This is a genomic window from Chitinophaga terrae (ex Kim and Jung 2007), from assembly GCF_900107795.1.
In the GTDB taxonomy this organism is placed as follows: Bacteria; Bacteroidota; Bacteroidia; order Chitinophagales; family Chitinophagaceae; genus Chitinophaga; species Chitinophaga terrae.
In genome coordinates this window covers 115,997-139,588 of record NZ_FNRL01000006.1, presented here as the reverse complement: position 1 = coordinate 139,588, position 23,592 = coordinate 115,997, and the positions used below count along the sequence as shown (strand labels likewise).

Annotated in this window: 20 protein-coding genes; 14 read left to right on the top strand and 6 right to left on the bottom strand. The window is 46.9% G+C overall.

The window, feature by feature from the left end:
* Positions 1–17 precede the first annotated feature (17 nt).
* Entirely contained in the window at positions 18–1,154 is a 1,137-nt protein-coding gene (dinB, locus tag BLV62_RS08400) for a DNA polymerase IV (RefSeq protein ID WP_225889540.1), read from the top strand.
* Positions 1,155–1,245: 91 nt separating this feature from the next.
* On the opposite strand, the gene BLV62_RS08395 is transcribed toward dinB, so the two are convergent.
* From BLV62_RS08395 to BLV62_RS08385, 3 genes are all read right to left on the bottom strand, one after another.
* Positions 1,246–1,638, bottom strand: coding sequence for a contact-dependent growth inhibition system immunity protein (locus BLV62_RS08395; RefSeq protein ID WP_089760581.1), 393 nt, complete (start codon positions 1,636–1,638; stop codon positions 1,246–1,248).
* 273 nt (positions 1,639–1,911) lie between these two features.
* Complete coding sequence (locus BLV62_RS08390; protein WP_089760578.1) at positions 1,912–2,226, bottom strand: hypothetical protein; 315 nt, start codon at positions 2,224–2,226, stop codon at positions 1,912–1,914.
* A gap of 78 nt (positions 2,227–2,304) precedes the next feature.
* Positions 2,305–3,135 (bottom strand): ankyrin repeat domain-containing protein, encoded by an 831-nt coding sequence (locus tag BLV62_RS08385; RefSeq protein WP_089760577.1) that lies wholly within the window; start codon positions 3,133–3,135, stop codon positions 2,305–2,307.
* A 212-nt stretch (positions 3,136–3,347) separates the two neighbouring features.
* On the opposite strand from BLV62_RS08385, the gene BLV62_RS08380 reads away from it, so the two are divergent.
* From BLV62_RS08380 to BLV62_RS08365, 4 genes are all read left to right on the top strand, one after another.
* Positions 3,348–3,875: a DUF4251 domain-containing protein gene (locus BLV62_RS08380; RefSeq protein ID WP_089760575.1), complete on the top strand. Its 528-nt coding sequence runs from the start codon at positions 3,348–3,350 to the stop codon at positions 3,873–3,875.
* A 120-nt stretch (positions 3,876–3,995) separates the two neighbouring features.
* The gene (locus BLV62_RS08375) at positions 3,996–4,607 is read left to right on the top strand and encodes an HAD family hydrolase (protein ID WP_089760573.1); all 612 of its coding nucleotides are present in this window, start codon (positions 3,996–3,998) and stop codon (positions 4,605–4,607) included.
* Between the two features lie 305 nt (positions 4,608–4,912).
* The gene (locus tag BLV62_RS08370) at positions 4,913–6,775 is read left to right on the top strand and encodes a 3-keto-alpha-glucoside-1,2-lyase-like domain-containing protein (protein WP_089760571.1); all 1,863 of its coding nucleotides are present in this window, start codon (positions 4,913–4,915) and stop codon (positions 6,773–6,775) included.
* A gap of 20 nt (positions 6,776–6,795) precedes the next feature.
* Positions 6,796–8,757 carry a c-type cytochrome gene (locus BLV62_RS08365; protein ID WP_168927768.1) on the top strand — a complete coding sequence of 654 codons (1,962 nt, stop codon included), beginning with the start codon at positions 6,796–6,798 and terminating at the stop codon, positions 8,755–8,757.
* A 329-nt stretch (positions 8,758–9,086) separates the two neighbouring features.
* Here the strand turns inward: BLV62_RS08365 and BLV62_RS08360 are convergent, their stop codons facing one another.
* Positions 9,087–9,554: a hypothetical protein gene (locus tag BLV62_RS08360; protein ID WP_089760569.1), complete on the bottom strand. Its 468-nt coding sequence runs from the start codon at positions 9,552–9,554 to the stop codon at positions 9,087–9,089.
* Between the two features lie 246 nt (positions 9,555–9,800).
* Here BLV62_RS08360 and BLV62_RS08355 point away from each other — a divergent pair, with 246 nt between their 5' ends.
* The 5 genes from BLV62_RS08355 to BLV62_RS08335 all read left to right on the top strand — a co-directional run bounded on the left by BLV62_RS08355 (position 9,801) and on the right by BLV62_RS08335 (position 15,389).
* Positions 9,801–10,433 carry a TetR/AcrR family transcriptional regulator gene (locus BLV62_RS08355; RefSeq protein ID WP_089760567.1) on the top strand — a complete coding sequence of 211 codons (633 nt, stop codon included), beginning with the start codon at positions 9,801–9,803 and terminating at the stop codon, positions 10,431–10,433.
* The gene (locus BLV62_RS08350; RefSeq protein WP_089760565.1) at positions 10,423–11,787 is read left to right on the top strand and encodes a TolC family protein; all 1,365 of its coding nucleotides are present in this window, start codon (positions 10,423–10,425) and stop codon (positions 11,785–11,787) included. Before BLV62_RS08355 ends, BLV62_RS08350 begins: the two co-directional genes overlap by 11 nt.
* A gap of 67 nt (positions 11,788–11,854) precedes the next feature.
* Positions 11,855–12,943 carry an HlyD family secretion protein gene (locus BLV62_RS08345; RefSeq protein ID WP_089760563.1) on the top strand — a complete coding sequence of 363 codons (1,089 nt, stop codon included), beginning with the start codon at positions 11,855–11,857 and terminating at the stop codon, positions 12,941–12,943.
* Between the two features lie 165 nt (positions 12,944–13,108).
* A complete protein-coding gene (locus tag BLV62_RS08340; protein ID WP_089760561.1) occupies positions 13,109–14,686 on the top strand; it encodes a DHA2 family efflux MFS transporter permease subunit in 1,578 nt (525 codons plus the stop codon).
* Positions 14,687–14,822: 136 nt separating this feature from the next.
* A complete protein-coding gene (locus BLV62_RS08335) occupies positions 14,823–15,389 on the top strand; it encodes a hypothetical protein (protein WP_089760560.1) in 567 nt (188 codons plus the stop codon).
* 1 nt (position 15,390) lies between these two features.
* On the opposite strand, the gene BLV62_RS08330 is transcribed toward BLV62_RS08335, so the two are convergent.
* A complete protein-coding gene (locus BLV62_RS08330; RefSeq protein ID WP_089760558.1) occupies positions 15,391–15,849 on the bottom strand; it encodes an Mpo1 family 2-hydroxy fatty acid dioxygenase in 459 nt (152 codons plus the stop codon).
* 316 nt (positions 15,850–16,165) lie between these two features.
* On the opposite strand from BLV62_RS08330, the gene BLV62_RS08325 reads away from it, so the two are divergent.
* Positions 16,166–17,053 (top strand): NAD(P)-dependent oxidoreductase, encoded by an 888-nt coding sequence (locus BLV62_RS08325; protein ID WP_089760555.1) that lies wholly within the window; start codon positions 16,166–16,168, stop codon positions 17,051–17,053.
* Here BLV62_RS08325 and BLV62_RS08320 read toward each other — a convergent pair.
* Complete coding sequence (locus tag BLV62_RS08320; protein ID WP_089760553.1) at positions 17,050–17,430, bottom strand: winged helix-turn-helix transcriptional regulator; 381 nt, start codon at positions 17,428–17,430, stop codon at positions 17,050–17,052. The genes BLV62_RS08325 and BLV62_RS08320 overlap by 4 nt on opposite strands.
* Before the next feature lie 283 nt (positions 17,431–17,713).
* Between BLV62_RS08320 and BLV62_RS08315 the strand changes: the two genes are divergently transcribed.
* The 3 genes from BLV62_RS08315 to BLV62_RS08305 all read left to right on the top strand — a co-directional run bounded on the left by BLV62_RS08315 (position 17,714) and on the right by BLV62_RS08305 (position 23,584).
* Positions 17,714–18,592 (top strand): ROK family protein, encoded by an 879-nt coding sequence (locus BLV62_RS08315; protein WP_089760550.1) that lies wholly within the window; start codon positions 17,714–17,716, stop codon positions 18,590–18,592.
* Positions 18,593–18,930: 338 nt separating this feature from the next.
* Positions 18,931–20,208, top strand: a complete 1,278-nt coding sequence (locus BLV62_RS08310) for a Gfo/Idh/MocA family oxidoreductase (RefSeq protein WP_089760548.1) — start codon at positions 18,931–18,933, stop codon at positions 20,206–20,208.
* Between the two features lie 19 nt (positions 20,209–20,227).
* A complete protein-coding gene (locus tag BLV62_RS08305; RefSeq protein ID WP_089760545.1) occupies positions 20,228–23,584 on the top strand; it encodes a 3-keto-alpha-glucoside-1,2-lyase-like domain-containing protein in 3,357 nt (1,118 codons plus the stop codon).
* Positions 23,585–23,592: the final 8 nt, after the last annotated feature.

The following is a 23,592-nucleotide window of genomic DNA, read 5'->3' as shown; positions in this document are numbered from 1 at the left end:
GAATCTACTAACTTTGAATGGCTAAACAGGGAAGGTTGGAGATGGACAGCGAACAACATATTACACACCGTAAAATAATCCATATAGATATGGATGCATTTTATGCATCTGTAGAGCAGCGCGATAACCCGGTTTACCGTGGGAAAGCGATTGCGGTTGGAGGTTCGCCCGAGGGCCGGGGAGGAGTGGTGGCTACTGCCAGTTATGAAGCCCGTAAATTCGGGGTGCGTTCGGCCATGCCATCTAAAAAAGCCCTGCAGTTATGTCCTCACCTGATCTTTATACGCCCACGCTTTGATGCTTACAAGGCGGTATCTGCACAGATCCGTGAAATTTTCAGCCGCTATACCGACCTGATAGAGCCGCTTTCGCTGGATGAAGCCTACCTGGACGTGACAGAAGATAAACTGCAGATAGGATCGGCCATTGAAATAGCACGGCAGATCAAACAGGCGATCCGGGACGAGTTGCAGCTGACCGCATCGGCGGGTATTTCCATTAACAAGTTTGTAGCAAAGATTGCCAGTGATCTGAATAAGCCGGATGGTTTTACATTTATTGGTCCTTCTTCTATCAAAAACTTCATGGAAGGACTGGCGGTCGAAAAGTTCCATGGGGTGGGAAAGGTGACTGCCGATAAAATGAAAAAAATGGGCCTGTATACCGGCGCTGACCTGAAAAGGCTATCGGAACAGGAGTTGAAGAACTACTTTGGGAAGGTAGGCAGTTTCTACTACCAGATCGTCAGGGGTATCGACAACCGGGCTGTTCAACCCCATCGCGAAACCAAGTCGTTAGGCGCTGAAGATACTTTTCCTGTAGATCTCACCACTTTGGAGGAAATGGAAGTTGAATTGGAGAAAATAGGGCAAACGGTGTATAACCGGTTGCAGCGTTACCAGCTGAAAGGCCGTACAATTACATTAAAGGTCAAGTATAACGACTTCCGGCAGATAACGCGCAACCAGTCGTTTCCCTTCCCGGTAGGGGATTATGAAACCATAGTGGCTACAGCCAAACAGTTGCTGGCCGCCACGTTAGCCGATGATCACAAGATCAGGTTACTAGGTATTACGTTGTCCAATTTCCAGGATAATCAAATGACTGATACAGATAAAGCCAACCAGGTCACCCAGCTGTCGTTATTCGATTAGCATAATATTGCTGATATAACCGGTAAGGTTATAGAAGTCCGTTGTGCCAGCCGTCCGGATAGTCAGGAGAATTACTACTAACAAACAATGGTTATCTCCAATAGTCAGGTAAGTCAAGTTCAGATTCTACCTCTTCCATCCTTTCTCTCATCAGGTCCTGCAGCTTATTATGCAGGTCAGGATGTTCTTCCCAGAAAGATGAAGGCACGTCCAGTACAGATTTCAACAGGTCGCCCGGGTATAAACCGGCGGTGATCAAGATGTCGTTATTGAGAATTTCCAGTGCGAGCGGCACGAGATAATGGGGGTTATAAGATTGGCCAATCAGCATACTCAGTTCATTGGCGGAAAGCTTCACCAGTGGAACTTTGGTTAGTGCCAGGCATTTCTGTGCCAGTCCTGAATTTTCTGCTGTATTGGGTTCCCATTTTTTATTCTCGAGCTGCTCCAAAGATTTATATCTCCAGATTTCTTTTTTGTTCATACAAGATTCTTCTCTATGTCTATAAACTAATAATGTCTGTTAAGGTTTATGAAGATGATTTCATCGCAATTATAACTCTGTGAAGATCATGTGTAGATGCTGCGGAGTTTGGCAGTGATTGCGAATCCCGTCTTGGCTGTCGGGTTTAAGAAATCAGGATCAACTGTTATAAAGATAGGAATTATTCATTAGCTGCAATTATTTTTTTATACACATCATAAAAAAGGCCCTGAACGGGCGGTCCAGGGCTTTTCGTATAACTTTTGCCGTTAATCAGGCCGCCGCTTTGGTATACCTGGGCAGTACCAGCGTTTTAACGATGGTATGGGCAATGGCCGATAAACCGAAGGCCAGCAACAGCAGCAGGGCCGCTTTGGCCGGGGTGTCAAATACATCTATCACGGAGGAAACAGATTTGCCGGCAAACAGCAATGCTATTAAAAAGGCCAGTCCGCCCGTGATCCATAGGGTAATGTGCGACCATAAGTACTTCTGTTTCTGGAACCCGTTTTTTCCAAAAGAGGTGAACAGCAGGTAAACGTGGGCAACGAAAAACAAGGCGGCTAGTACAGCGAGTGTTGTGAGCATGTCTCGGTTAATTTAGGATAAATAATGGTATATCTTTCTAAAGTAATAAATAGTTTTAATATTTGCAAGCACTAGTTTTCAGCTCTCTGCGCCCGAGCGGATGAGGGAAATATGTTCTGCTATCATGTGCAATCGGTAATAATATTTCTCGAAAATATCGTCGTACATCCGGTGCCTGTTTTCCAGGAACGCATTCAGCGCCTCGTAAATAAACTCTTCGAAGGTATGATCTTCATTCACCTTTATCACGCATTCAAACACCGGTTCCATGCTGGTGGCGAATTTCGGCCGCACAAGGATGTCGTCCATACAAACGATCATGTCTTTATACAGGTTGGGCGCTTTGGCAAACGGCACATAATGAATGGCGGTAAAACCATCTTCATCATATACATACTTGTCCACTTCTTCACCCAGTAAATATTGTATCACCTCCCGGTTATTATTATGCCGGGTAGCCAGCAGCAGCGGCGTTTCCTGGCTGGCCAGCACAAAATTGAAATCTATATTGTGCTCGATCAGCAGCAACAGCATGTCTGTGATCGCCGCCAGCCGGTGATGTTTGAATATATAGGCAATGGCAAAAAGATAATCGGGATTGTCGACAACCAGCCGGGCTCCCTTCTTGATGGCATATTGTACGGCTATGGGCTTATTGGCGCCAACCGCGCAAAAAACAATAGGAATAACGCCTTCCTTCTTATAATGAATATCTGCGCCTCCTTCCTCTATTAATAATTCTGCCGCTTCGAAAAAGATCTCCTGGTACTCCAGCAGGTCGCATAGCAGCTCCGATCGTTCGTCCCTGGTCAGGAAGGTCAGGTGTTGGCCGATACAGGCGATGACTTCATCCGGATCCTGGCTGGTTCTTACTTTGCGTTTTAGATCCTGGAATGAGAGTCGCTGCATAGGTCTTCATAGTATAAATAAGGTCATAGGGAGATGGAGTGAACTAAGCGTGGATGAAATCTTTGCAATATTAATAAAAAAACTTATTTGTTATAGTTTTTATTAAATCCTGTTAAAGAGACGTTATTTGTAACGGAAGAAGTGAAACAAAAGGACGGGTCTGCCCGTTATGGTATAGAATTGGCATTACTCCTTTGTTAAATAATTATATCATGAAACGGTTTTTTGTAATCAGGTTATCCCTTTTGTTAGCAACAGGACTTTTATCAGCCCCTCTTCTTTTTGCACAGGAAACCAGGTCGGAAAAAAGATCAGACAAAAAAGCAGAAAAAGCAGCCGAAGTAAAAGCGTTAATAGATAGTCATTATTACCTGTTCAACGCACAAACTGCTTTTCCTATAGGTGGTCGTATGCGCAATATTACTTCCAATTACGACCTGGTCGTGAAAAAAGATTCTGTTGTCAGTTACCTGCCTTATTTCGGCAGGGCTTATACAGCGGAATATAATGTGACAAGGTCGCCGCTTGACTTTACCTCTACCTCTTTCGACTATACGGTAACACCCGGCAAAAAAGATGGTTGGGCAATAACTATCAAACCTAAAGACAACAAGTCGGTGCAAACCATGTACCTCACTGTTTCCAGCGAAGGATATGCAACGCTGCAGGTTACCAGCAACGACAGGACCGCTATCAGTTTTAACGGTACGCTGCAGGCGATTCCGGCTAAAAGGAGATAGTTTTCTCTGACGGAGCGTAAGAGAGCAGGAGAGAAGCATAAGGCAAATTAGCAATCATCAGAATTCTTATGTTTCTTTGCTTTCTTACGCTCTTTTTACGAGAAAACTTTTGTAACATTTATGAGTAATATCAACGCGCTTTTCCTTGATATCGGCGGCGTTTTACTGACCAATGGCTGGGACAGGAACGCCAGGAAACAGGCAATAGAACTTTTTGGACTGGAAGCCCTGGAAACAGAAGAACGGCATCACCTCACCTTCGATACCTATGAAGAAGGCAAACTTACATTGGATGAATACCTTACCAGGGTAGTGTTTTATAAAGAAAGAACATTTACCCGGCAGCAGTTCAAAGAATTTATGCTGGCCCAATCGGCACCCTACCCCGAGATGATAGACCTGATCGTTCGGCTGAAAGAAAAATACAAACTGAAGATCGCTATCGTTAATAACGAAGGCAGGGAACTGAACGAACATCGTATCCATCACTTTAATCTCAACCGCTTTGTCGATTTCTATATTTCTTCCTGTTTTGTACATTTCCGCAAACCGGATGCAGATATCTATAAAATAGCCCTGGACATTGCCCAGGTGAAACCGGCGGAAGTCATTTACCTGGAAGACAGGTCAATGTTCGTGGATGTTGCCAAAGGACTGGGCATCAATGCTATTTGCCACCAGAGCTATCAATCTACGGTGGAACAACTGGCGGCGCACGGACTTGTTCTTTAAATGCTTTTGAATGAAAGGCCGTCAATTTTACAATCGATTGAGAATCTTTTTCTTGCAAAAGATTACTGCCATATCCCCGATTTTTACCGCTGGTGTAAATTTTCGGCCTTTAATACTCACTTTCTTATAATTAATTTCTATTTTGCCACGCGGTTTGAAATAATGCATGGTCCCACGTCTAGCTATCGTTGAAATAATCTCCATTCAAATTGAGGTTCAAAAAAGTAGATAATAAACCTATGCAGGACGTAAATCGCTAAATGCATTTAGCAAGTCAATGTAAACTTTATAAAAAATCCAGATCTATGCTTAGATGGAACATGTTCCGTCCAAAGTTGAAACAGTTACGTGCGTACGACAGGAGAACTTTGGTATTGATTTTAAGTATTGGCAGTTGTCAGCAAATTTTTGCTCAAAACAAACTGCCTTTAACAGATTTATCTGCTTTTCAGCAGGCTTCTCCCAACTGGCGTATAGCCGGTGGTGTAGCTGCCGACCTGCAGCAGAATAATGTACTGCAAACAACATCAGGAACTGGCATCCTGGTTAATCTTCCAGACAAAAAAGCGCCTGGAAAAGATCTTTTCAGCGCCTTTCAACATGGCGATCTGGATCTTGAATTTGATTACCTGATGTCTAAAGCATCTAATTCCGGTATCTACCTGCAAGGCAGGTATGAAGTACAGTTATTGGACAGCTGGGGTGTTACAGCGCCTAAAGCATCTGATAACGGCGGTATTTATGAAAGATGGGACGACAGCAAACCTGAAGGCCAGAAAGGCTATGATGGACACGCCCCACGTCAGAATGCCAGCAAAGCGCCGGGATTATGGCAACACATGAAGATCTCTTTCCAGGCGCCGCGCTTCGACGCCAGCGGAAAAAAGATCAGCAACGCAGTGATCCTCCGCATTGAGCTGAACGGCGTAACCATCCAGGATCATGTTGAACTGGCAGGTCCTACCCGCGGTGCAATCGGCAACGACGAAGTTCCTCAGGGTCCTTTGCGTATCCAGGGCGACCACGGAACCGTTGCATTCCGCAACATCGTTGTTACCAACTTTGACGCGCCGCAACCTCAGTTGCAGGACGTAAAATACAGCATTTACAACGGCCGTTTCGACAACCAGCCGAACTTTGCTACGCTGAAACCTAATGCTACCGGCACTCAAAAACTGTTAAGCGCTAACATGGCAGAACTGCCAGGAAACGATTTCCTCGTACGTTATACCGCTACGCTGAATGTTGCAAAAGCCGGCGACTATACCTTCAGCCTCCGTACCAACGGCGGTCCGGGCGCCCTGAAGATCGATAACCAGGAGGTGCTGAGCTACCGCAACAGGTGGGATAAACAAGGCAGTATCACTTTACAGCCAGGCGCTCACAACGTAGAGATCCTGTATTATAAAAATACCGACTGGGCGAAGAAAGAGATCGGCCTGACAGTAAAAGAAGCCAGCCTGCGCGAATTCTCACTGGCCGATACCAACGTGCCAACCGATGAAGAAGCAGATCCCATCCTGGTAATGGCGCCTGAAAACACCATCCTGCGCAGCTTTATGGATATCCGGGGCCAGAGAAGGGTAGTACACGCGGTTTCTGTCGGAAGCCCGACCAAAGTGAACTATACCTACGACATGGACAATGGTCTTCCTTTCCAGGTATGGCGCGGCGAATTCCTGAACACTACCCCGATGTGGCATGAACGCGGCGATGGATCTTCTCGTCCATTAGGCGCTGTACAGATCCTGGCTGCTCAACCGGGTATGGCAATTGCCAAGCTGTCGGATAAAGATGCAGCATGGACTGCCGACACTGCCGGTACCGGTTACCGTCCGAACGGTTACTCAATTGATGCTGCGGGCAAACCAACCTTCAGTTATACCATTTACGGAACATCCGTAAACGATGATATCAGCGTATTACCTGAAAACCAGGGTATCTACCGTTCTATCACTGCACAGTCTCCAGCCGGCGACCTGTACTTACGTATAGCCGTTGCAGATAAAATTGAGCGGGTAGCTCCGGGTTTATTCATCGTAGGAGATAAATCCTATTATGTGAAGATGGACGATGCTAAAGCTAATACCATCATCCGCAATCAGAACGGCCGTGCAGAATTGATCATGCCTCTCCAGGCTAAAATAGGTTATGCGGTTATCTTCTAAGCAGCAATACTAACGACATTATGAAACTGAATTATAAAAGCATTACAGCAGGCATCACAGCCGGTTTATTTATGATGAGCGCTGCTTTCAGTCCGCTGAAAGCGCAGGAATCGCCAAAGGAGGAAGATTTCTTCCGCATCGCCCGCGTTGTTTCTCCTGAAGGAACGTTACTTGAAGTGGGTGGTTTATGTACTCTGCCAAACGGCGACCTGGGTATCGCTACCCGGAGAGGCGATATCTATATCGTTCAGAACCCGACCAGCAAACAACCTTACTTCAGGAAAGTCGCTTCCGGCTTGCACGAAGTGTTAGGGCTGGCATACAAAGACGGTTCTCTTTACTGTGCGCAGAGAGGTGAGTTGACCAAAATGACTGACACGAACATGGACGGCAAAATCGACAAGTTCGAAACAGTATATGCATGGCCGATCTCAGGACACTACCACGAATATAGCTTCGGTCCTGTTCTGGCGCCGGACGGTACTTTCTTTGTTTCAGGCAACGTTGCATTCGGCGACGAAGAATGGTGGAGAGGTGAAAGCCGCGTTCCATGGAGAGGCTGGATGATGCACATCAACGAAAACGGTAAAATGGAGCCATGGGCAACCGGTTTCCGTTCTCCTTGCGGATTAGGTATTATTGACGGTGAACTGTTCTATACAGAGAACCAGGGCGACTGGATGGGTTCCGGTGGTTTAACTCACGTAAAAAAAGGCAGCTTCGTAGGTCACCCTGCGGGTCTGCGTTGGACCAACCTGCCTAACTCGCCTGTGAAACTGACGACAGAGCAACTGTACAGCAAAGTAGATCCCCGTTTCCGCAGGGATGCAAATGGCCGCGCCATTAAACCAGAAAACGTGGAGAACGAAAAGTTCTATACGCTTTTCGATATGAAGAAATTCTTCCCTGAGATACAATTGCCTTCAGTATGGCTGCCTCACGGCGTATTGGGTATTTCTAACTCTCAGCCCCTGTCTATTCCTGAAGGCGTTTTCGGACCTTTCGAAAAACAGGTACTGGTAGGCGATCAGGGTCAGAGTAAGATCATGCGTGTGTTCCTTGAAAAAGTGAATGGCGAGTACCAGGGAGCGGCATGGGATTTCAGAAGCGGTTTCCAGTCTGGCGTTCTGCGTATGGCCTGGGCTCCTGATGGATCGCTGTTCGTTGGTGAAACCAACAGGGGATGGGGTTCTGCAGGCGATGCCAACCAGGGCTTGCAAAGACTGGTATGGAACAACCGCGTACCATTTGAAATGAGAACAGTAAGCGCTCGTCCTGATGGTTTCGAGATCACTTTCACTATGCCGGTTGATAAAAAACAGGCGGAAGATATTGCTTCTTATGCAGTAGAAAGTTTCACTTATAAATACCATCCTGTGTATGGTAGTCCAACCGTGAATATGGAGAAACCAACCGTTAAAGGTGTGCAAGTGGCTGCCGACGGTATGAGCGTTCGCCTGGTGATCGATGGGCTGCGTCAGTATTATATTCATAAACTGACCCTGAACGGCATCCGCGCCCAGGAAGGTTCTTACTCACTGGTTCACCCGGATGTGTATTATACCCTGAATGCTATCCCGGATGGCGAAAAACTGCCTGCATCTGCATTAAGTACTAAAAACAGTGCAGCCAAACCTGCGGCAGCAGCAACTAAGCCTGGCGCAAAAGCGGCAGATGCGAAAGCAGGAGCAGCTAAACCTGCAGCGGCTACCAAAGCGCCTGCGGCGGTAACTTACGAACAGGTAAAACCATTGCTGAATAAATGGACCTGCTCTTCCTGCCATAATGCAGATAAGAAGCAGGTAGGACCAGCATTTAAAGATGTTGCCAAAAGAAATTATTCTGTTGCGAAGATCATGCAGCTGATCAAAAATCCGCAACCTGAAAACTGGCCTGGCTATGCAACGCCAATGCCTCCGTTACCTCAGGTGCCGGATGCAGACGCCCAGAAAATTGCTACCTGGATCAATTCATTGAAATAAGATCCTGTATAAAATTTAAAAGGCCTGGTGTGATGAAGATCGCACCAGGCCTTATTTTTTTGATGATTTCTATACTTTTCTTGTGGCTGCTAGACAGATTTTATCCTTTTTTAAACATTTTTCCCTGACTACTGTTAAATATATATTAGTATCAAACGCACTATAAGCTATTTGATCATTTATAGTGGATTTTTTATAAATAAGAGAGAAATAATTAATGTATTAAAGAAACGGTTGATAAACAGGCACAAACATCTTGTAATGGTTCGAGATGTGCAGGGGCGGGTTCTTTGAGCGATGTAGCACCCGCCCTTTTTCTTTTTACGATATCAGCCAGCCCCGTAATACCTTTTAGCCCCTAATGCAGCAGGGATTCCTATCATGATCATCAGTATAACAATACCAATGAGGGTATTGATGTTAGCCAGGTTCAGTGTGCCGGTTGGGATATAGGTCAGCGGCAACACGATGAACTGCATAATACTCCATACAACAATGCCGTATAACAGGCCGCTTATCAGCGGTTGTTTCCTGATCAACGCTATCCGCCCATATAATATAAAGAACAGGAGCGTGAATGAATAAGCAATGATATAATGGAAGAGCAGGCCTACCCAGGGCATGAGGGGGCTGCCATTGAATGCTTCTTTGCCAAAGGCTCCGCTGGCAATGCGGACAAGCAGATCGGAAATACCCATGTCGGGATGGCGGACCAGGAAATGGATGGTGGCGGAAATAATATCCAGCGTGCCGGCTATGAAGCCGGTAAGGGCGACGGACTTGATAAAAGAGGGCATACGATCAGATTTTGGTGAAATGAATTTAACATATTTCTTAGGATTGTTCCCCTTACCTGCCTAAAAATGATTAATAAGTGTTACCTAATTATTAAGAATTATTAAAATCTCCTTAAAATATTTTTCTAAAGAATTGATATTCATTATTATAAAAATTATTAAATAAATAATTTAAACAAATGGCTGAATAAACGATTGTTTAAATTAAACGTTTGTTTAACTTTGCTTCGTCAAATAAAATGGAACATGGAAGAAATTAGTGAAAAACAGCTCTCGATTTTAAAGGTTGCGGAGCGGCTATTTGCCGATCAGGGCTTTCATGGCACATCGGTAAGAGACATCGCTCAGGAAGCAGACGTTAACATTGCCATGATTTCCTATTATTTCGGCTCCAAAGACAAATTGCTGGAATCAATTGTCAAATATAGAATGAAGGCTTCCCAGAAGTTTATCCAGGACCTGTTGGTGGATGATACGATGAAGCCCCTTGATAAAATATACGCGATGATAGACCGGTTCATTAATAAGATGATGGGAGAACAGAACTTCCAGTGTATCATGAGCCGGGAACAATTGAATAGCGAAAAAAGTCCGGTGAGGGATCTGATCTGGGAGTTGAAGAGGGAAATGCTGGGCTTGATGCAGCCGATAGTAACTGATGCCCAGGAAGCCGGCATCTTTCATAAAGATATAGATGTAGTGATGTTGATGACATCGTTATTCGGCACTATTCATCAAATCATTCCAGCCCAAAAATTGCTGCGGAATGATCCTGAATTCAGTGACCTTGATGAAGCAACTTTTAAGGAAAACCTCAAACAGAGATTAAGTATACATTTAAAAAAATTGTTCAAAGCAATCCTAACACATGAGTTCTAAAAGCATATACGCACGATTATATGCGCTTGCATCGGGGATCATGCTGATTTTTTTCTTTCAGTCAGCATCTGCTCAACAGAGCGTTAAACCGCTTTCGTTAAATGAAGCCATATCGCTGAGTATACAAAACAGCAAACAATTAAAAGTAAGCCGTGCAAGGGTCGACCAGGCAGTTGCATCGCTTAAAACAGCCAATGAGCGTCAATTACCTGACGTAAGTGTGAGTGGGTCTTATTTACGTGTGACTGAACCAAACATCGATCTTAAACTCAATACCTCCGGTAATGGAGGAAATGGCGGAAACAAATCTGAATTTCCCAAAGTCAACAGCGCGGCCTACGGAACAGCCAATGTATCGATCCCGGTTTTTGCCGGAATGATGATCCAGAGCGGTAAAGAATCTGCCCGTTACCTGGCGGAAGCTGCCAAACTGGACGTGGAAAATGATAAGGAAGGAATTATCCAGAACACCATCGCTGCCTACAGCAACCTGTATAAAGCTAAAGCAGCTGTAGCGCTGGTGCAGGAAAACATCAGGCAGTCAGACGAACGGGTAAGGGAATTTTCCAACAAAGAAAAGAATGGATTATTAGCCAGGAACGATCTCTTAAAAGCAGAACTGCAACAATCCAACTACCAACTGGCGCTGATGGATGCTGAAAACAACCTGAAAATTGCCAACCTGAACATGGATATCATGCTTGGACTTCCAGACAACACCATCCTTGAAGTTGACAGTACTGTTTTCAGGGTTGATAATGCGATGGATGCCAGGGGAGCAGCAGAATTTGAGCAGTTGGCTTACCAGAATCGTAAAGATGCAGCGGCGCTGGGCCTGAGAGCTAAAGCAGCCAATGCAGGGGTGAAAGGAGCGAAGGGGGAATATTATCCTTCATTAGCTGTAACCGGCGGTTATGTAGCGGCTTACATTCCGAATGTTGTAACCATTACCAATGCTATCACCGCAGGGGTAGGGTTGAAGTACAACCTGTCTTCTCTCTGGAAAAATGGTTCCAAGGTCGCTAACGCAAAAGCGCAGTTAGCAGAAGTGGAAGCCAACCAGGCGAAACTGGTAGACGATATTCATCTGGAAGTAAACCAGGCATACGAGAATTACCTGTTGAGCCGTAAAAAAATGGATACATACGTTAAAGCAATAGAACAGGCAGAAGAGAATTATCGTATTACCAAGAACAAACACGACAACAACCTGGCTACGACTACAGACTTGTTGGATGCTGATGTAGCCAAACTGCAATCACACCTCAACTACGCTTATGCAAAAGCAGACGCGCTGGTGGCTTATAACAAACTGTTAGAAGCGGCAGGATTACTCGAATCCAACAATAAATAATACCAAACTAATAAATATCAAAGCTGTGGAAACGCAAACTCAAACAAAACCTACTAACAATATAAACATGCAGGAAACTACCGCGCCTAAAAAGAGAAGTAAAGGGTTCGTCATAGTACTGGCAGCGCTGGTACTCGGTGGCGGCGCATTTGGTATCACTAAATACATTCATGCGCAACACCATGAAGAAACTGACAACGCGCAGATCGATGCAAATGTCAGCCCTGTGATCCCTCGTGTATCCGGTTATGTGAAAGAGGTAAGGGTGAAAGATAACCAGGTTGTTAAGAAAGGTGATACATTGGTCGTGTTAGACAACCGTGATTTCTTATTAAAAGTACAACAAGCTGAAAACGCGCTCTATGCTGCCCAGGCTAACTTAGGCGCAGCTGAAGCAAGCACCGTTGCCGCCGAAGCCGGCATCAGTACTGCACAGGCCCAGATCGGAACTATCGACGCCCAGATCGAAGCAGCGAAAGTAAACCTCTGGAGAGCATCCCAGGACTTCGAACGCTATGCTAACCTGATCAAAGATCACTCGATCACCCAACAGGAATATGAGCAGGCTTTAGCCGCCAAACAAACCGCTGAACGTCAGCTGGATGTATTGGCTAAACAAAAAGCTGCCGCCAGCCGCCAGACGCATGTAGTATCTACTCAAAGCGGCGCTACTTCAAAACAGATCAATATCGCTAATGCAGGTATCAAACAACGCGAAACCGAAGTGGAAGATGCTAAGCTGAACCTGTCTTACACCGTGATCACCGCTCCTGAAGATGGCGTACTTTCAAAGATCTACGTTCAACCTGGTCAATATGTTGCTGCTGGTCAATCCTTGTTCAGTGTAGTACTGAACACCACTCCATGGGTAGTGGCCAACTTCAAGGAAACCCAGCTGGCTAAAATGAAACTGGGCCAGAAAGTTTCCGTACATGTTGATGCTTATCCCGGTAAAGAACTGGAAGCCAAAGTAACTTCCTTTGCTCCTGCAACCGGTGCAAGATTCGCACTGCTGCCTCCGGATAACGCCTCCGGTAACTTCGTAAAAGTTGTTCAACGTTTGCCTGTTAAAATCGAGTTCAATGATCCTAACGATGCAGTAGTTAAACAACTGCGCCCGGGCATGAACGTAGTGGTAGATGTACATCTTGATTAATTATACATGAACGCAACAGGCCGGGAGTTAATAATTAATGGAACCATGCAAACTTTACGCAAAGGACCTAATCATTAGTAACAACAGATCAACGACAGACAGGAGGTTGTTCGTTAATTATTAACTCCGGGCTTCGTTGCCGTTCATTCAAAATATACGTGCTACATGCAACAAGAATCATTGATAGAATACGGCTCGCGCAGGGTGATCATCACGATCACCGCTATCTTCTGCGCGCTGCTGGAAATAGTGGATACCACTATCGTGAATGTGGCATTGAACGAAATGCGTGGTAATATGGGCGCTACCCTCAGCGAGATTGGTTGGGTGGTAACAGCTTATGCGATCGGTAACGTGATCATCGTACCAATGACAAGTTGGTTATCTCAACAGTTTGGTCGTCGTAACTACTTCGCTGCTTCCATTATTATATTCACCGTTTCATCTTTCCTTTGCGGACAATCCACTACCATGTGGGAACTGATCCTCTTCAGGTTCATCCAGGGAATTGGCGGAGGCGCCTTGCTGGTAACCTCCCAGACCATCATCACTGAAAGTTATCCGCCAGAGAAAAGAGGTGTCGCACAAGCTATATATGGTTTAGGCGTAATTATCGGTCCAACCTTGGGACCTCCTTTGGGTGGTTATATCACCGATAACTACAGCTGGCCTTATATCTTCTATATCAATATCCCGATCGGGGTAATAGCTACCCTGTTAACTTTACAGTTCGTACGCAGTCCGAAATATGCGGAGAAGAAAGCGATGAACGAGATCGATTTCCTCGGGATCATTCTGCTGGCCGTCACCGTAGGTTCCCTGCAATATGTGCTGGAACGCGGACAGGAAGACGACTGGTTCAATGACCCGCTTATTACTCTTTTATCCATTATAAGTGCGTTAGGATTGTTCTTCTTTGTATGGAGAGAGCTCACCTACAAGAACCCGATAGTGGAGTTGCGGGTATTGAAGAACGGGAACCTGCGGGTAGGAACGGTACTTTCGTTTATCCTCGGTTTCGGATTGTACGGATCAACTTTCATTATTCCATTATATACGCAGAGTACACTGGGCTGGACAGCCACCCAATCCGGTATGCTGATGATCCCGGCGGCGCTGACCACAGCTTTCATGATGCCTATCATCGGTAAGCTCCTGGAAAGAGGAGTGCCGCAACAATACCTTGTAGCGTCCGGGATGCTCTTGTTCTTTGTCTACAGCTTATGGGGATACTACATTCTTACCCCTTCTGATACCGGGTCTGACGCCTTCTTCTGGATGCTGATCGTTCGTGGTGTGGGTATGGGATTGTTGTTCATTCCTATTACTACCCTGGCGCTGTCTTCCCTGCGTGGACAACAGATCGGGCAGGGAGCGGCTTTCACCGGTATGATGCGGCAGTTAGGCGGTTCGTTTGGTATTGCGTTGATCACCACTTTCATGTCCCGTCAGAACATGGTGCACAGGAACGACCTGGTAGCGAAGTTAGACGTAAACAACCCGGATGTGATCAACAGGGTACATGGGATGGCTCAGAACTTTGCCGCCAAAGGAATGGATAAGGTTACAGCGCTGAACAGCGGTTATAAGGCGATTGATTACAGTGTAACCAAGCAGGCCGCGGTAATGTCGTACATGGATGTATTCCTGTATCTCGGTATCATGTTCCTGATCTGTATCCCATTTGTGTTAATGGTAAAAGCGAAGAAAACAGCTAAACTGGATCCGTCAGCTATGCACTAACGGGAACGGTTCAACATAAAATATTGTTGCAATAACAGTGTAACAGTTGTAGGTTTAGGTAAATAAGCCCCGATTTTAATCGGGGCTTTCTTTTTGAAGATAATTTCAGTAATTTCCGTTGAAAGACCCCCTCGCTATGGAAACATTCGGACACGTTCGTATGGTCATTGGCTTTATACTCAGCCTTAGTCTTGCGCACCTGTTGAAGGGCAGCGCTAAATTCATCCAGCACCCGAACAGGGATAAACCCTACTGGATACATCTTTCCTGGGTAGCTTACATTTTTATCATGCTGGTGCATTTCTGGTGGTGGGAGATGCCGTTGCATAACCTGCATCGCTGGACTTTCCCCGAATATCTCTTTGTCGTGATATTCATCACCACTTTTTTTCTTCTTTGCGCCCTCCTGTATCCCGACGATATAAAGGATTACACGGGGTACCAGGATTATTTCTTCAGCAGGCGCAAATGGTTCTTTGGCGTATTGGCTTTCCTCTTCCTGGCGGATGTTGTAGATACGTTGATAAAGGGCGAAGTATATTATAAACATTTTGGCTGGGAATACCCGGTTCGCAACATTACCCATATCCTTCTCTGCCTGCTGGCCATCAGGATCAACAACCGCGCATTTCACGGAGCGCTGGTAGTACTGTTCTTCATCTACGAGCTTTCATATGTACTCAGGTTATACCTGGCAGCATAGGTCAGATAGGAATACCCGCTTTTTTGTAAATAAAACTCAGCAACCAGGCTGGGCCGATCAGCAGAAATTGCAGATCCTTAAAAAAAGAAGGTTTGGCTCCTTCTATTTTATGGCCTATAAACTGGCCGATCCAGGCAAGTACAAAAATGCCAAGAGAAAGCTGCCAGACCACAATGCCTGTGCCTGCCAGCCAGCGCCATAGCCAAAGGCAAACAACGCCTATGATCAGCATCCCGGCCGCCAGGGAAGCCGACAATCTCGTATAGTAAAGAATTACCAATAGTAACACTATATGGGCCAGCGTAAGTTCGGCGTTGGGGAATAGCGGGATAGGCACTGCAAACAGGAAACCTACTATGCTGAAAAAGATCGCAGGAACACAGATCCAATGTATAAGCTTATTGGTATGGTTACGATGACTGCTGCCATATTCATCCAACCAGTCGTTGATGGTTTTCATAGCGCGGTATGTTTAGTTACACTTAATTTACTAAAAATTCCGGTCAGGCGCCAGGAAAATTCACCCGGACCCGGCGGCCAGGTTTGAACGTATAACGTAAAAGCCTATTGGATATGAGTAAGTAAATCAGCTGTAAGCAAGGGCAACGCCGCTATGAAACGGAGAAAAAGAAAAACCCCTGTCTCTGTGCGAGCAGACAGGGGCTGGGCTATATTCGGTTGAGGCACATCGTTTAAGTATATACGAACCTTAACTTCGCATAGATTTATCAACAATCTCAAATACTATCTTGTTTTTTAGTTTAAAATTTAACCGTATGGAAACGATCGGATTTATAGGAACCGGGAACTTAGGCTACCCGATAGCAGAAAATATACTGAAGGCAGGTTATAAACTGAAAGTATACAACCGCACTGCTTCCAAAGCCAAACCGCTGGAAGCGCTGGGCGCCGAACTGGTCGACAGCCCGCAGGCTGCCGCATCCAAAGGGGGGATTGTTATGAGCCTGGTGGCCGACGACAGGGCTGTAGAAGCCATCAATACCGATGCCCTGCTGGCAGCACTGGGAGAAGGAGGAATTCATGTTTCCATGAGTACCATTTCTCCGGATGGCGCCCGAAAAATGGCGGAAAAATGTAAAGCCGCCGGGGTACATTACGTAGCGGCTCCCGTTTTTGCCCGCCCTAATGCAGCGGCCAATAAAGTTGGAAACGCGGTCATCTCCGGCGATGCAGGTGCAAAAGAACGTATTAAACCTTTGTTGTCTGCCGGTTTTGCAAAGAATATTTTCGACCTGGGAGAAGACCCCGGGCATGCCAATGTACTGAAACTGATAGGCAACTTTATGATCGCCGCTTCCATTGAGCTGATGTCGGAAGCGTTTACCCTGGCGGAGAAGAACGGGCTGGAAGTAAAAACCGTGTATGAAATGCTGACCTCTACATTGTTTGCCAGTCCTATTTTCAGGAACTACGGCGGGATGATACTGGAAAGGCAGTTTGCCGGGAATCCATCGTTTGATGCGGCGTTGGGATTAAAGGATATCAATCTAGTATTGCAAACAGGCAGGAATACACTGACCCCTTTACCAATGGCCGACCTGGTACATAGCCGCCTGACCACTGTGTTGGCACAGGGCGTAAAAGACGCCGACTGGCTGGCTTTGGCAACCGGTGCAATGAAGGATGCCGGGTTAAAAATCTAATTTTCAGTGATCGCCGGCAGCAGCGCCGCAGGTTGTTGCCGGTGAATTACTCCCCAGTCAGAAATCGCCCGCAACATTGTTTCCATACTGAGCCCCAGCGGCGTTAATTCATACTCCACCCTTGGAGGCACCTCAGGATATACGATCCTGGTGATCAATCCATCTCTTTCCAGTTCTTTTAACTGCAAAGCCAGCACCCGTTCGGATACCCCGTTAATGGATTTCTTCAGTTCATTAAACCTTAATCTTCCGTCCAGCAGCTTCCATAGGATGCTCGCTTTCCATCGCCCTCCGATCAGCGAAAGGGTATAAGCAGTCCCGCAATCGCCTCTTAATTGCCGCCTGTTGATCGCATTGGATGAAGTCTCTTTTCTCATGATTACAAAAGTACGATGTACCAGCAAAGCAACAAAGCAGGCAAAGAGGTAAGGAATTTAAAGGCCCGGGAAGGAAAGCTTGTAGCATAAAAATCTTTGTTGTCACCGTCTTTGCTTCTTTAAATCCCCTTCGGTCAAAAGTTCTTTGCGCCTACGCTTGCCTCCATTCATTTGCCTGAAACCGAACACCTTTTGCCAATAAATTTTCATTTTCTTAAATCCAGAAAATATTTTTATATATTTGTCTTGCTTAAACGATTTAGCATACCTTAAACAATTTTTAATGAGTAATTCCACGGCGTTAGGAATAGATATTGGCGGTTCACACATCACAGCAGCACTGGTAGACCTGCAATCCAGGTCCCTCATTGACGGCACATGGAACCGCACCAGGGTAAATTCTCAAGCCAAAGCAACCGAAATCATTGAAGCCTGGGCAGCAGTAATCAGGGAAGTGTTTAGCAAAGCTCCGGGAGAGGTGAAGCATATAGGTATAGGCATGCCCGGCCCCTTCGATTATGAAGAAGGCATTAGCCTCATGAAAGGACAGCATAAATTCGATTCGCTGTACGGACTGAATGTAAAACAGATGTTGGCGGAAAGCCTGGAAATAGATCCTTCCCAGATCCGCTTTATTAACGATGCCGGATGTTTCCTGCAGGGAGAAGTTTTCAGCGGCGCCGGCAAAGGTTACGAAAGGGTAGTAGGCCTTACATTGGGCACTGGTTTGGGATCTGCCATTTACACCGATGGCGTGGCGCAGGATGCGAATCTCTGGTGTTCGCCGTTTAAGGGCAAAATAGCGGAAGATTACTTGTCGACCCGCTGGTTTGTTAACCGCTACAAAGAAGTTGGCGGTGCGGACGTAGCTGATGTAAAAGCCCTGGTTGCCCTGAAAGATACCGATCCTAAAGTAATGCAGCTTTTCAACGAGTTTGCGTCGAACCTGGGCGATTTCCTCCTTGATTTTGTCAAAACCGGCAAGCCGGAAGCTATCGTTATAGGCGGTAATATCGCCAACGCGGCAGATTATTTCCTTCCGCAGGTAAAAAAGGCATTGCAGAACGCCGGTTTCGATATTCCTGTGAAGATTGCCTCGCTGGGCGAAGCTGCCGCGCTGATCGGCGCTGCCAGCCTTTGGTATGATCTGCAAACTATTTAACTGGCATATAAGTAAGTAAGAAGTGAAGAGATCAGGGTGCATTAATTTTATTAATCTCCAATATTATCTTCACTTCTTCCTGTTTAAGATCAAAACAGGGAAATCCCTTTAATTTACTTACTGTACAGCGCCCCAGGCCTTTCCCAGGTATTGTAACGGTACTTTTTACACTTTACCGCTTATCAATATTTAGGAGGGCTGTCTTGCATTTACCCCGTCTTCACCCTATCTTTCGCTACAAGTAGGCCGGTATGCCCTATCCGATTCTACGAATGAAAAACGCGTGAAAATTCAGTGAACAAGAGTCTTTCCATCGGAAATACAATTATCATTTATATATGGCTAAACAAAACAGCGACTCAAGGCGGGCATTTCTAAAGAATTCCCTTGGAGCGCTTGCAGCATTCACTATTGTGCCCCGGCATGTACTCGGCCGTGGTTACCTGGCGCCGAGTGATCAGTTAACCAAAGCGGTAATAGGTACGGGCAGCATGGGCCGTAATCACTTCGGCTATGCAGGTACGCGGGTTGTAGCGCTTTGCGATGTAGACAGCAAACACCTGCAACTGGGCTTATCTACCCTTGGCGACAAAGGTAAAGGAGTGAAAACCTTTTCAGATTACCGGGAAGTAATTACCCTCCCCGAGGTAGACATCGTACACGTTGCCACGCCTCCTCACTGGCATGGCATTATTGCCGCCGATGCCGCCCGCGCAGGGAAAGACGTCTGGTGCGAAAAACCTATGACTGCCACTATCGGCGAAGGCAAAAGACTCGTGGAAGCCGTGCAGCAACATGGCCGGATCTTCCGCCTGAACACCTGGTTCCGGTTTGAAGATAACTTCTACGGGATGGGTACCACTGTTAAGCCTATCAAGAAATTGGTTGAAAGCGGCCTGCTCGGCTGGCCCCTGAAAGTAACCATCAGCAAACATACCGGCTTCGACTGGAAATTCTACTGGGTTGGTAAAACCAACCTCGAAGCCCAACCAGTTCCAAAAGAACTGGACTATGATATGTGGCTGGGCCCCGCTCCTTATAAACCATATAACCCGCACCGCGTACATGGCACATTCCGCGGCTATTGGGACTACGATGGAGGCGGCCTTGGCGACATGGGACAGCACTATTTAGATCCTGTTCAGTATTTCCTGGGTAAAGATGATACCAGTCCTGTAAGCGTGGAAGTAGACGCTCCCCAACAGCATTTTGACGCTGTAGGAACCTGGAGAAGGATCACCTATACCTATGCCGACGGATGCCAGATCATCCTGGATGGCGAAGGAGCTGATGAAAAAGCAGCTTATATAGAAGGCCCTAAAGGAAAACTATATCCTGGTTTCCGTTCAGATATCCCGGATCTGCAGAAAAAGCTGGCAGCATTTCCCGATCCTGCCCCGCAGCAAACAGATTTCGTGGACGCCGTAAAACGCCGCCGCAAATTTGCCCTGAACGAAGAAAACGGGCATCGTTCTGCAACACTGGTGAACATGGGCAAGATCGCCCTGAAACTGAACCGCTCACTGAAATTTGACCCGGTAAAACAGGAGTTCATAGACGATGCAGGCGCAAACGCCCTGATATATCAACCAATGCGTGGTCCCTGGACTATCTAACATCAACAAGTAAACAAGTATGAAAAAGATACGCTATGCGCTTATAGCCTTGCTGATCGGAATAAGCACCGGGCTAATGGCCCAGGGGCCACTGGATCAGCGGGCCTTTAATACCAAAATCGCCGATGTATTGGCTTTGATGCCAGCCCAGAATAAAACCCAGTTCAATGCTAATATGGAAACCATTGCGGCACTGGGTGAAGACGGGCTGACAACCATAGCTGGTATGATGGTGGCTCCGGGGAAAGGCGATAATACCCAGCTGGAATATGCCATCTCCGGCTACGCCTATTACGTTACTCAACCCGGTAAGGAAGGCGCCCGTAAAACGGCGGTGACCTCTCTTTGCAAGGCCCTTACCAAAGCTTCCGTTCCTGAAATAAAGGATTTCCTTATCTCGCAACTTCAGACGGTAGGCGACAACAGTGCGGTAGCCGTATTGCAGCCTTACCTGGCAGATAACCGCTTATGCGACCCTGCTGCCCGGGCACTGGTTAAAATAAATACGCCGGACGCTAAAGCTGCATTATTGAATGCTTTATCATCCGCTTCAACAGAAAACAAGATCCTTTTGACAGAGGCATTGGGCGATGCGAAATATACAGCTGCCGCTGCAGCGATCGCTCCCCTGGCTGCATCTCCGGATAAAAAACTGGCAAAGGTAGCCCTCTATGCATTGGCTCATATTGCTGATCCTTCCTCCGCGCCGGTATTGGCCGCTGCAGCTGCGAAAAGCAACTATTCATACGAAACTACCAATGCAACCAGCTCTTACCTGGTATATGCTGAGTCGCTGGACGATAAAAACGCCGCTGCGAAAATCGCCCGCGAGTTGCTGGCGAAAGCCAAAGCGCCGGGGCAGGTTTATACCCGCACCGCTGCTTTGAAACTGCTGACGGCTATCGATGGTGAAAAAGCCCTTCCATTATTGCTGGCGGCGTCTAATGATAAAAACGCCGAATACCGCGATGCGGCCCTGAAATTTGCTGGTCAGTATGGCCTGGCTGCTAACCCGGCCTGGCTGAAGAAGCTGGCAGGCGCTGATAATGCCGATAAAGCCGCCGTAATAGGAATGTTGGGAAATAATAAAGTAGCTGCCGCTTTCCCCCTTATCCAGAAAGCATTATCAAGTAAGAACGAAGACGTAAAACTTGCAGCCATTAAAGCTGCCGGCCAAACAGGCGGCACAGCAGCTGTCGGCGCTTTGATAGGCTTGTTGAAAACAGGCGACGCCGCCACTGTGGAGGCGGTGAAAAATTCTTTGCTGGTAATACCGGGCGACGAAGTGGTTAACCAGGCCGCCGCAGCTTTACCTGCAGTACCTGCTGCATCACAGATTGCCTTGTTGAATGTGCTGGCTTCCCGCCAGGCCGACAACAAAGCCGCTGAGGTACTGGCGCTGGCACGGAGCAACGACGCAGGAGTAAGAACTGCGGCGGTAAGTGCATTGAAAGATGTATCCTCAAAAAATATCCTGCCTTCCTTGTTTGAATTGCTGGATAACAGCAGCAACGCTGCGGATGTTGGCGGTCTTCAGGCTGCAATCATCAATAGCGGCGCCGGCGGAAATGAGATCATGCCACAATACCAAAAGGCAGGCGCAAATAAACAGGCGCTCTATCTTCCTGTTTTGGCAGGGATTGGCGGACAGCAAAGCCTGAACGCCGTTGCCGCTGCCTTTAATAACGGTGATGCAGCTACGAAAAAAGCGGCCGTTGCGGCCCTTTCTTCCTGGCAGAACAACGAAGCCGCTCCTGTACTGCTGGATATCGCCCGCAAGAACAGCGACAGCCGTGAAGACGCCGTGGCAGGGTACGTGGAACTTGCCCGTAAATCTGCTTTTCCTGCCGATCAGAAATTGCTGATGCTGAGAAATGCTATGGAACTGGCTACTTCTCCGGCTTTGCAGGTGAAGATCCTTCGCAATGTTGAACAATGTAAAACATTGCCTGCATTGTTGTTTGCAGGTAACTACCTCGACAACGAGGCTACCAAACAGGCAGCAGCCAACGCGGTAATGAACATCGCCCTGGCCGATAAAAGCTATAACGGGCAAATTGTTCGCAACCTGCTGGAAAAAACGTCTGCTGCTTTAAAAGGCGGAGATGCTGATTACCAGCGCCAGGCCATTAAGAAATACCTTGCCGAAATGCCTGCCGGCGAAGGCTTTGTTTCCATCTTCAACGGCAAAGACCTGAGCGGCTGGAAAGGGCTGGTAGAAAACCCCATCGCCCGCGGCAAAATGAATGCGCAGGCATTGGCTAAAGCGCAGCAGAAAGCGGATGAAACCATGCGCACCGGTTGGTCAGTAAAAGATGGCCTGCTGGTATTCAACGGGCATGGCGATAACCTCTGCACCGAAAAGAAATACGGCGACTTTGAAATGCTGGTCGACTGGAAGATCACTTCCCAGGGCGATGCCGGCATCTACCTGCGTGGTACGCCGCAAGTACAGATCTGGGATACTTCCCGCCGCGATGTGGGCGCCCAGGTAGGTTCGGGCGGTTTATACAACAACCAGAAAAATGAAAGCAAACCGCTGGTACTGGCTGATAACGCCATCGGTGAGTGGAACCATTTCCATATCATCATGAAGGGCGACAGGGTAACTGTTTACCTGAATGGCCAGCTGGTTACCGACAATACCATCCTTGAAAATTACTGGGACAGGGGACTGCCAATCTTCCCGGAAGAACAGATCGAACTGCAGGCGCATGGTACCTATGTAGCGTACAGGGACCTGTATATCAAGGAGCTTCCGCGTCCTAAACCTTTCGTGTTGAGCGACGAAGAAAAGAAAGCCGGCTACAAGGTATTGTTCGATGGTACCAACATGCACGAATGGATAGGTAATACCAAAGACTACGTGATAGACAATGGCGACCTGGTTATTTACCCAACTAATGGAGGGCACGGTAACCTCTATACGAAAGACGAGTATAAAAACTTCTCTTTCCGTTTCGAGTTCCAGCTGACTCCCGGCGCCAATAACGGCCTGGGTATCCGCGCTCCGCTGGAAGGCGATGCCGCTTACCAGGGAATGGAATTGCAGATCCTCGACAACGAAGCAGATATTTACAAGGACCTGAATGTCTATCAATACCACGGGTCTGTATACGGCGTTATTCCTGCCAAACGCGGTTTCCTGAAACCGGTGGGAGAGTGGAATACGGAAGAAGCGATTGTGAACGGTACAAAGATCAAAGTGATATTGAATGGTACAGTGATCCTGGATGGAGATATCGCAGAGGCGCGTAAAAATGGCACGCTGGATCATAAGGATCACCCGGGGCTTAAAAATGAAACCGGGCATATCGGCTTCCTCGGGCATGGTTCTGTAGTGAGGTTCAGGAATATCAGGGTGAAAACGTTGTAGAAGAATAG

What these genes read in the sequence shown, in the direction of transcription:
- dinB (WP_225889540.1), top strand. Translation starts at nt 18, where the DNA reads ATGGCTAAACAGGGAAGGTTGGAGATGGACAGCGAACAACATATTACA.
- BLV62_RS08395 (WP_089760581.1), bottom strand. Translation starts at nt 1,638, where the DNA reads ATGAACAAAAAAGAAATCTGGAGATATAAATCTTTGGAGCAGCTCGAG.
- BLV62_RS08390 (WP_089760578.1), bottom strand. Translation starts at nt 2,226, where the DNA reads ATGCTCACAACACTCGCTGTACTAGCCGCCTTGTTTTTCGTTGCCCAC.
- BLV62_RS08385 (WP_089760577.1), bottom strand. Translation starts at nt 3,135, where the DNA reads ATGCAGCGACTCTCATTCCAGGATCTAAAACGCAAAGTAAGAACCAGC.
- BLV62_RS08380 (WP_089760575.1), top strand. Translation starts at nt 3,348, where the DNA reads ATGAAACGGTTTTTTGTAATCAGGTTATCCCTTTTGTTAGCAACAGGA.
- BLV62_RS08375 (WP_089760573.1), top strand. Translation starts at nt 3,996, where the DNA reads ATGAGTAATATCAACGCGCTTTTCCTTGATATCGGCGGCGTTTTACTG.
- BLV62_RS08370 (WP_089760571.1), top strand. Translation starts at nt 4,913, where the DNA reads ATGCTTAGATGGAACATGTTCCGTCCAAAGTTGAAACAGTTACGTGCG.
- BLV62_RS08365 (WP_168927768.1), top strand. Translation starts at nt 6,796, where the DNA reads ATGAAACTGAATTATAAAAGCATTACAGCAGGCATCACAGCCGGTTTA.
- BLV62_RS08360 (WP_089760569.1), bottom strand. Translation starts at nt 9,554, where the DNA reads ATGCCCTCTTTTATCAAGTCCGTCGCCCTTACCGGCTTCATAGCCGGC.
- BLV62_RS08355 (WP_089760567.1), top strand. Translation starts at nt 9,801, where the DNA reads ATGGAAGAAATTAGTGAAAAACAGCTCTCGATTTTAAAGGTTGCGGAG.
- BLV62_RS08350 (WP_089760565.1), top strand. Translation starts at nt 10,423, where the DNA reads ATGAGTTCTAAAAGCATATACGCACGATTATATGCGCTTGCATCGGGG.
- BLV62_RS08345 (WP_089760563.1), top strand. Translation starts at nt 11,855, where the DNA reads ATGCAGGAAACTACCGCGCCTAAAAAGAGAAGTAAAGGGTTCGTCATA.
- BLV62_RS08340 (WP_089760561.1), top strand. Translation starts at nt 13,109, where the DNA reads ATGCAACAAGAATCATTGATAGAATACGGCTCGCGCAGGGTGATCATC.
- BLV62_RS08335 (WP_089760560.1), top strand. Translation starts at nt 14,823, where the DNA reads ATGGAAACATTCGGACACGTTCGTATGGTCATTGGCTTTATACTCAGC.
- BLV62_RS08330 (WP_089760558.1), bottom strand. Translation starts at nt 15,849, where the DNA reads ATGAAAACCATCAACGACTGGTTGGATGAATATGGCAGCAGTCATCGT.
- BLV62_RS08325 (WP_089760555.1), top strand. Translation starts at nt 16,166, where the DNA reads ATGGAAACGATCGGATTTATAGGAACCGGGAACTTAGGCTACCCGATA.
- BLV62_RS08320 (WP_089760553.1), bottom strand. Translation starts at nt 17,430, where the DNA reads ATGAGAAAAGAGACTTCATCCAATGCGATCAACAGGCGGCAATTAAGA.
- BLV62_RS08315 (WP_089760550.1), top strand. Translation starts at nt 17,714, where the DNA reads ATGAGTAATTCCACGGCGTTAGGAATAGATATTGGCGGTTCACACATC.
- BLV62_RS08310 (WP_089760548.1), top strand. Translation starts at nt 18,931, where the DNA reads ATGGCTAAACAAAACAGCGACTCAAGGCGGGCATTTCTAAAGAATTCC.
- BLV62_RS08305 (WP_089760545.1), top strand. Translation starts at nt 20,228, where the DNA reads ATGAAAAAGATACGCTATGCGCTTATAGCCTTGCTGATCGGAATAAGC.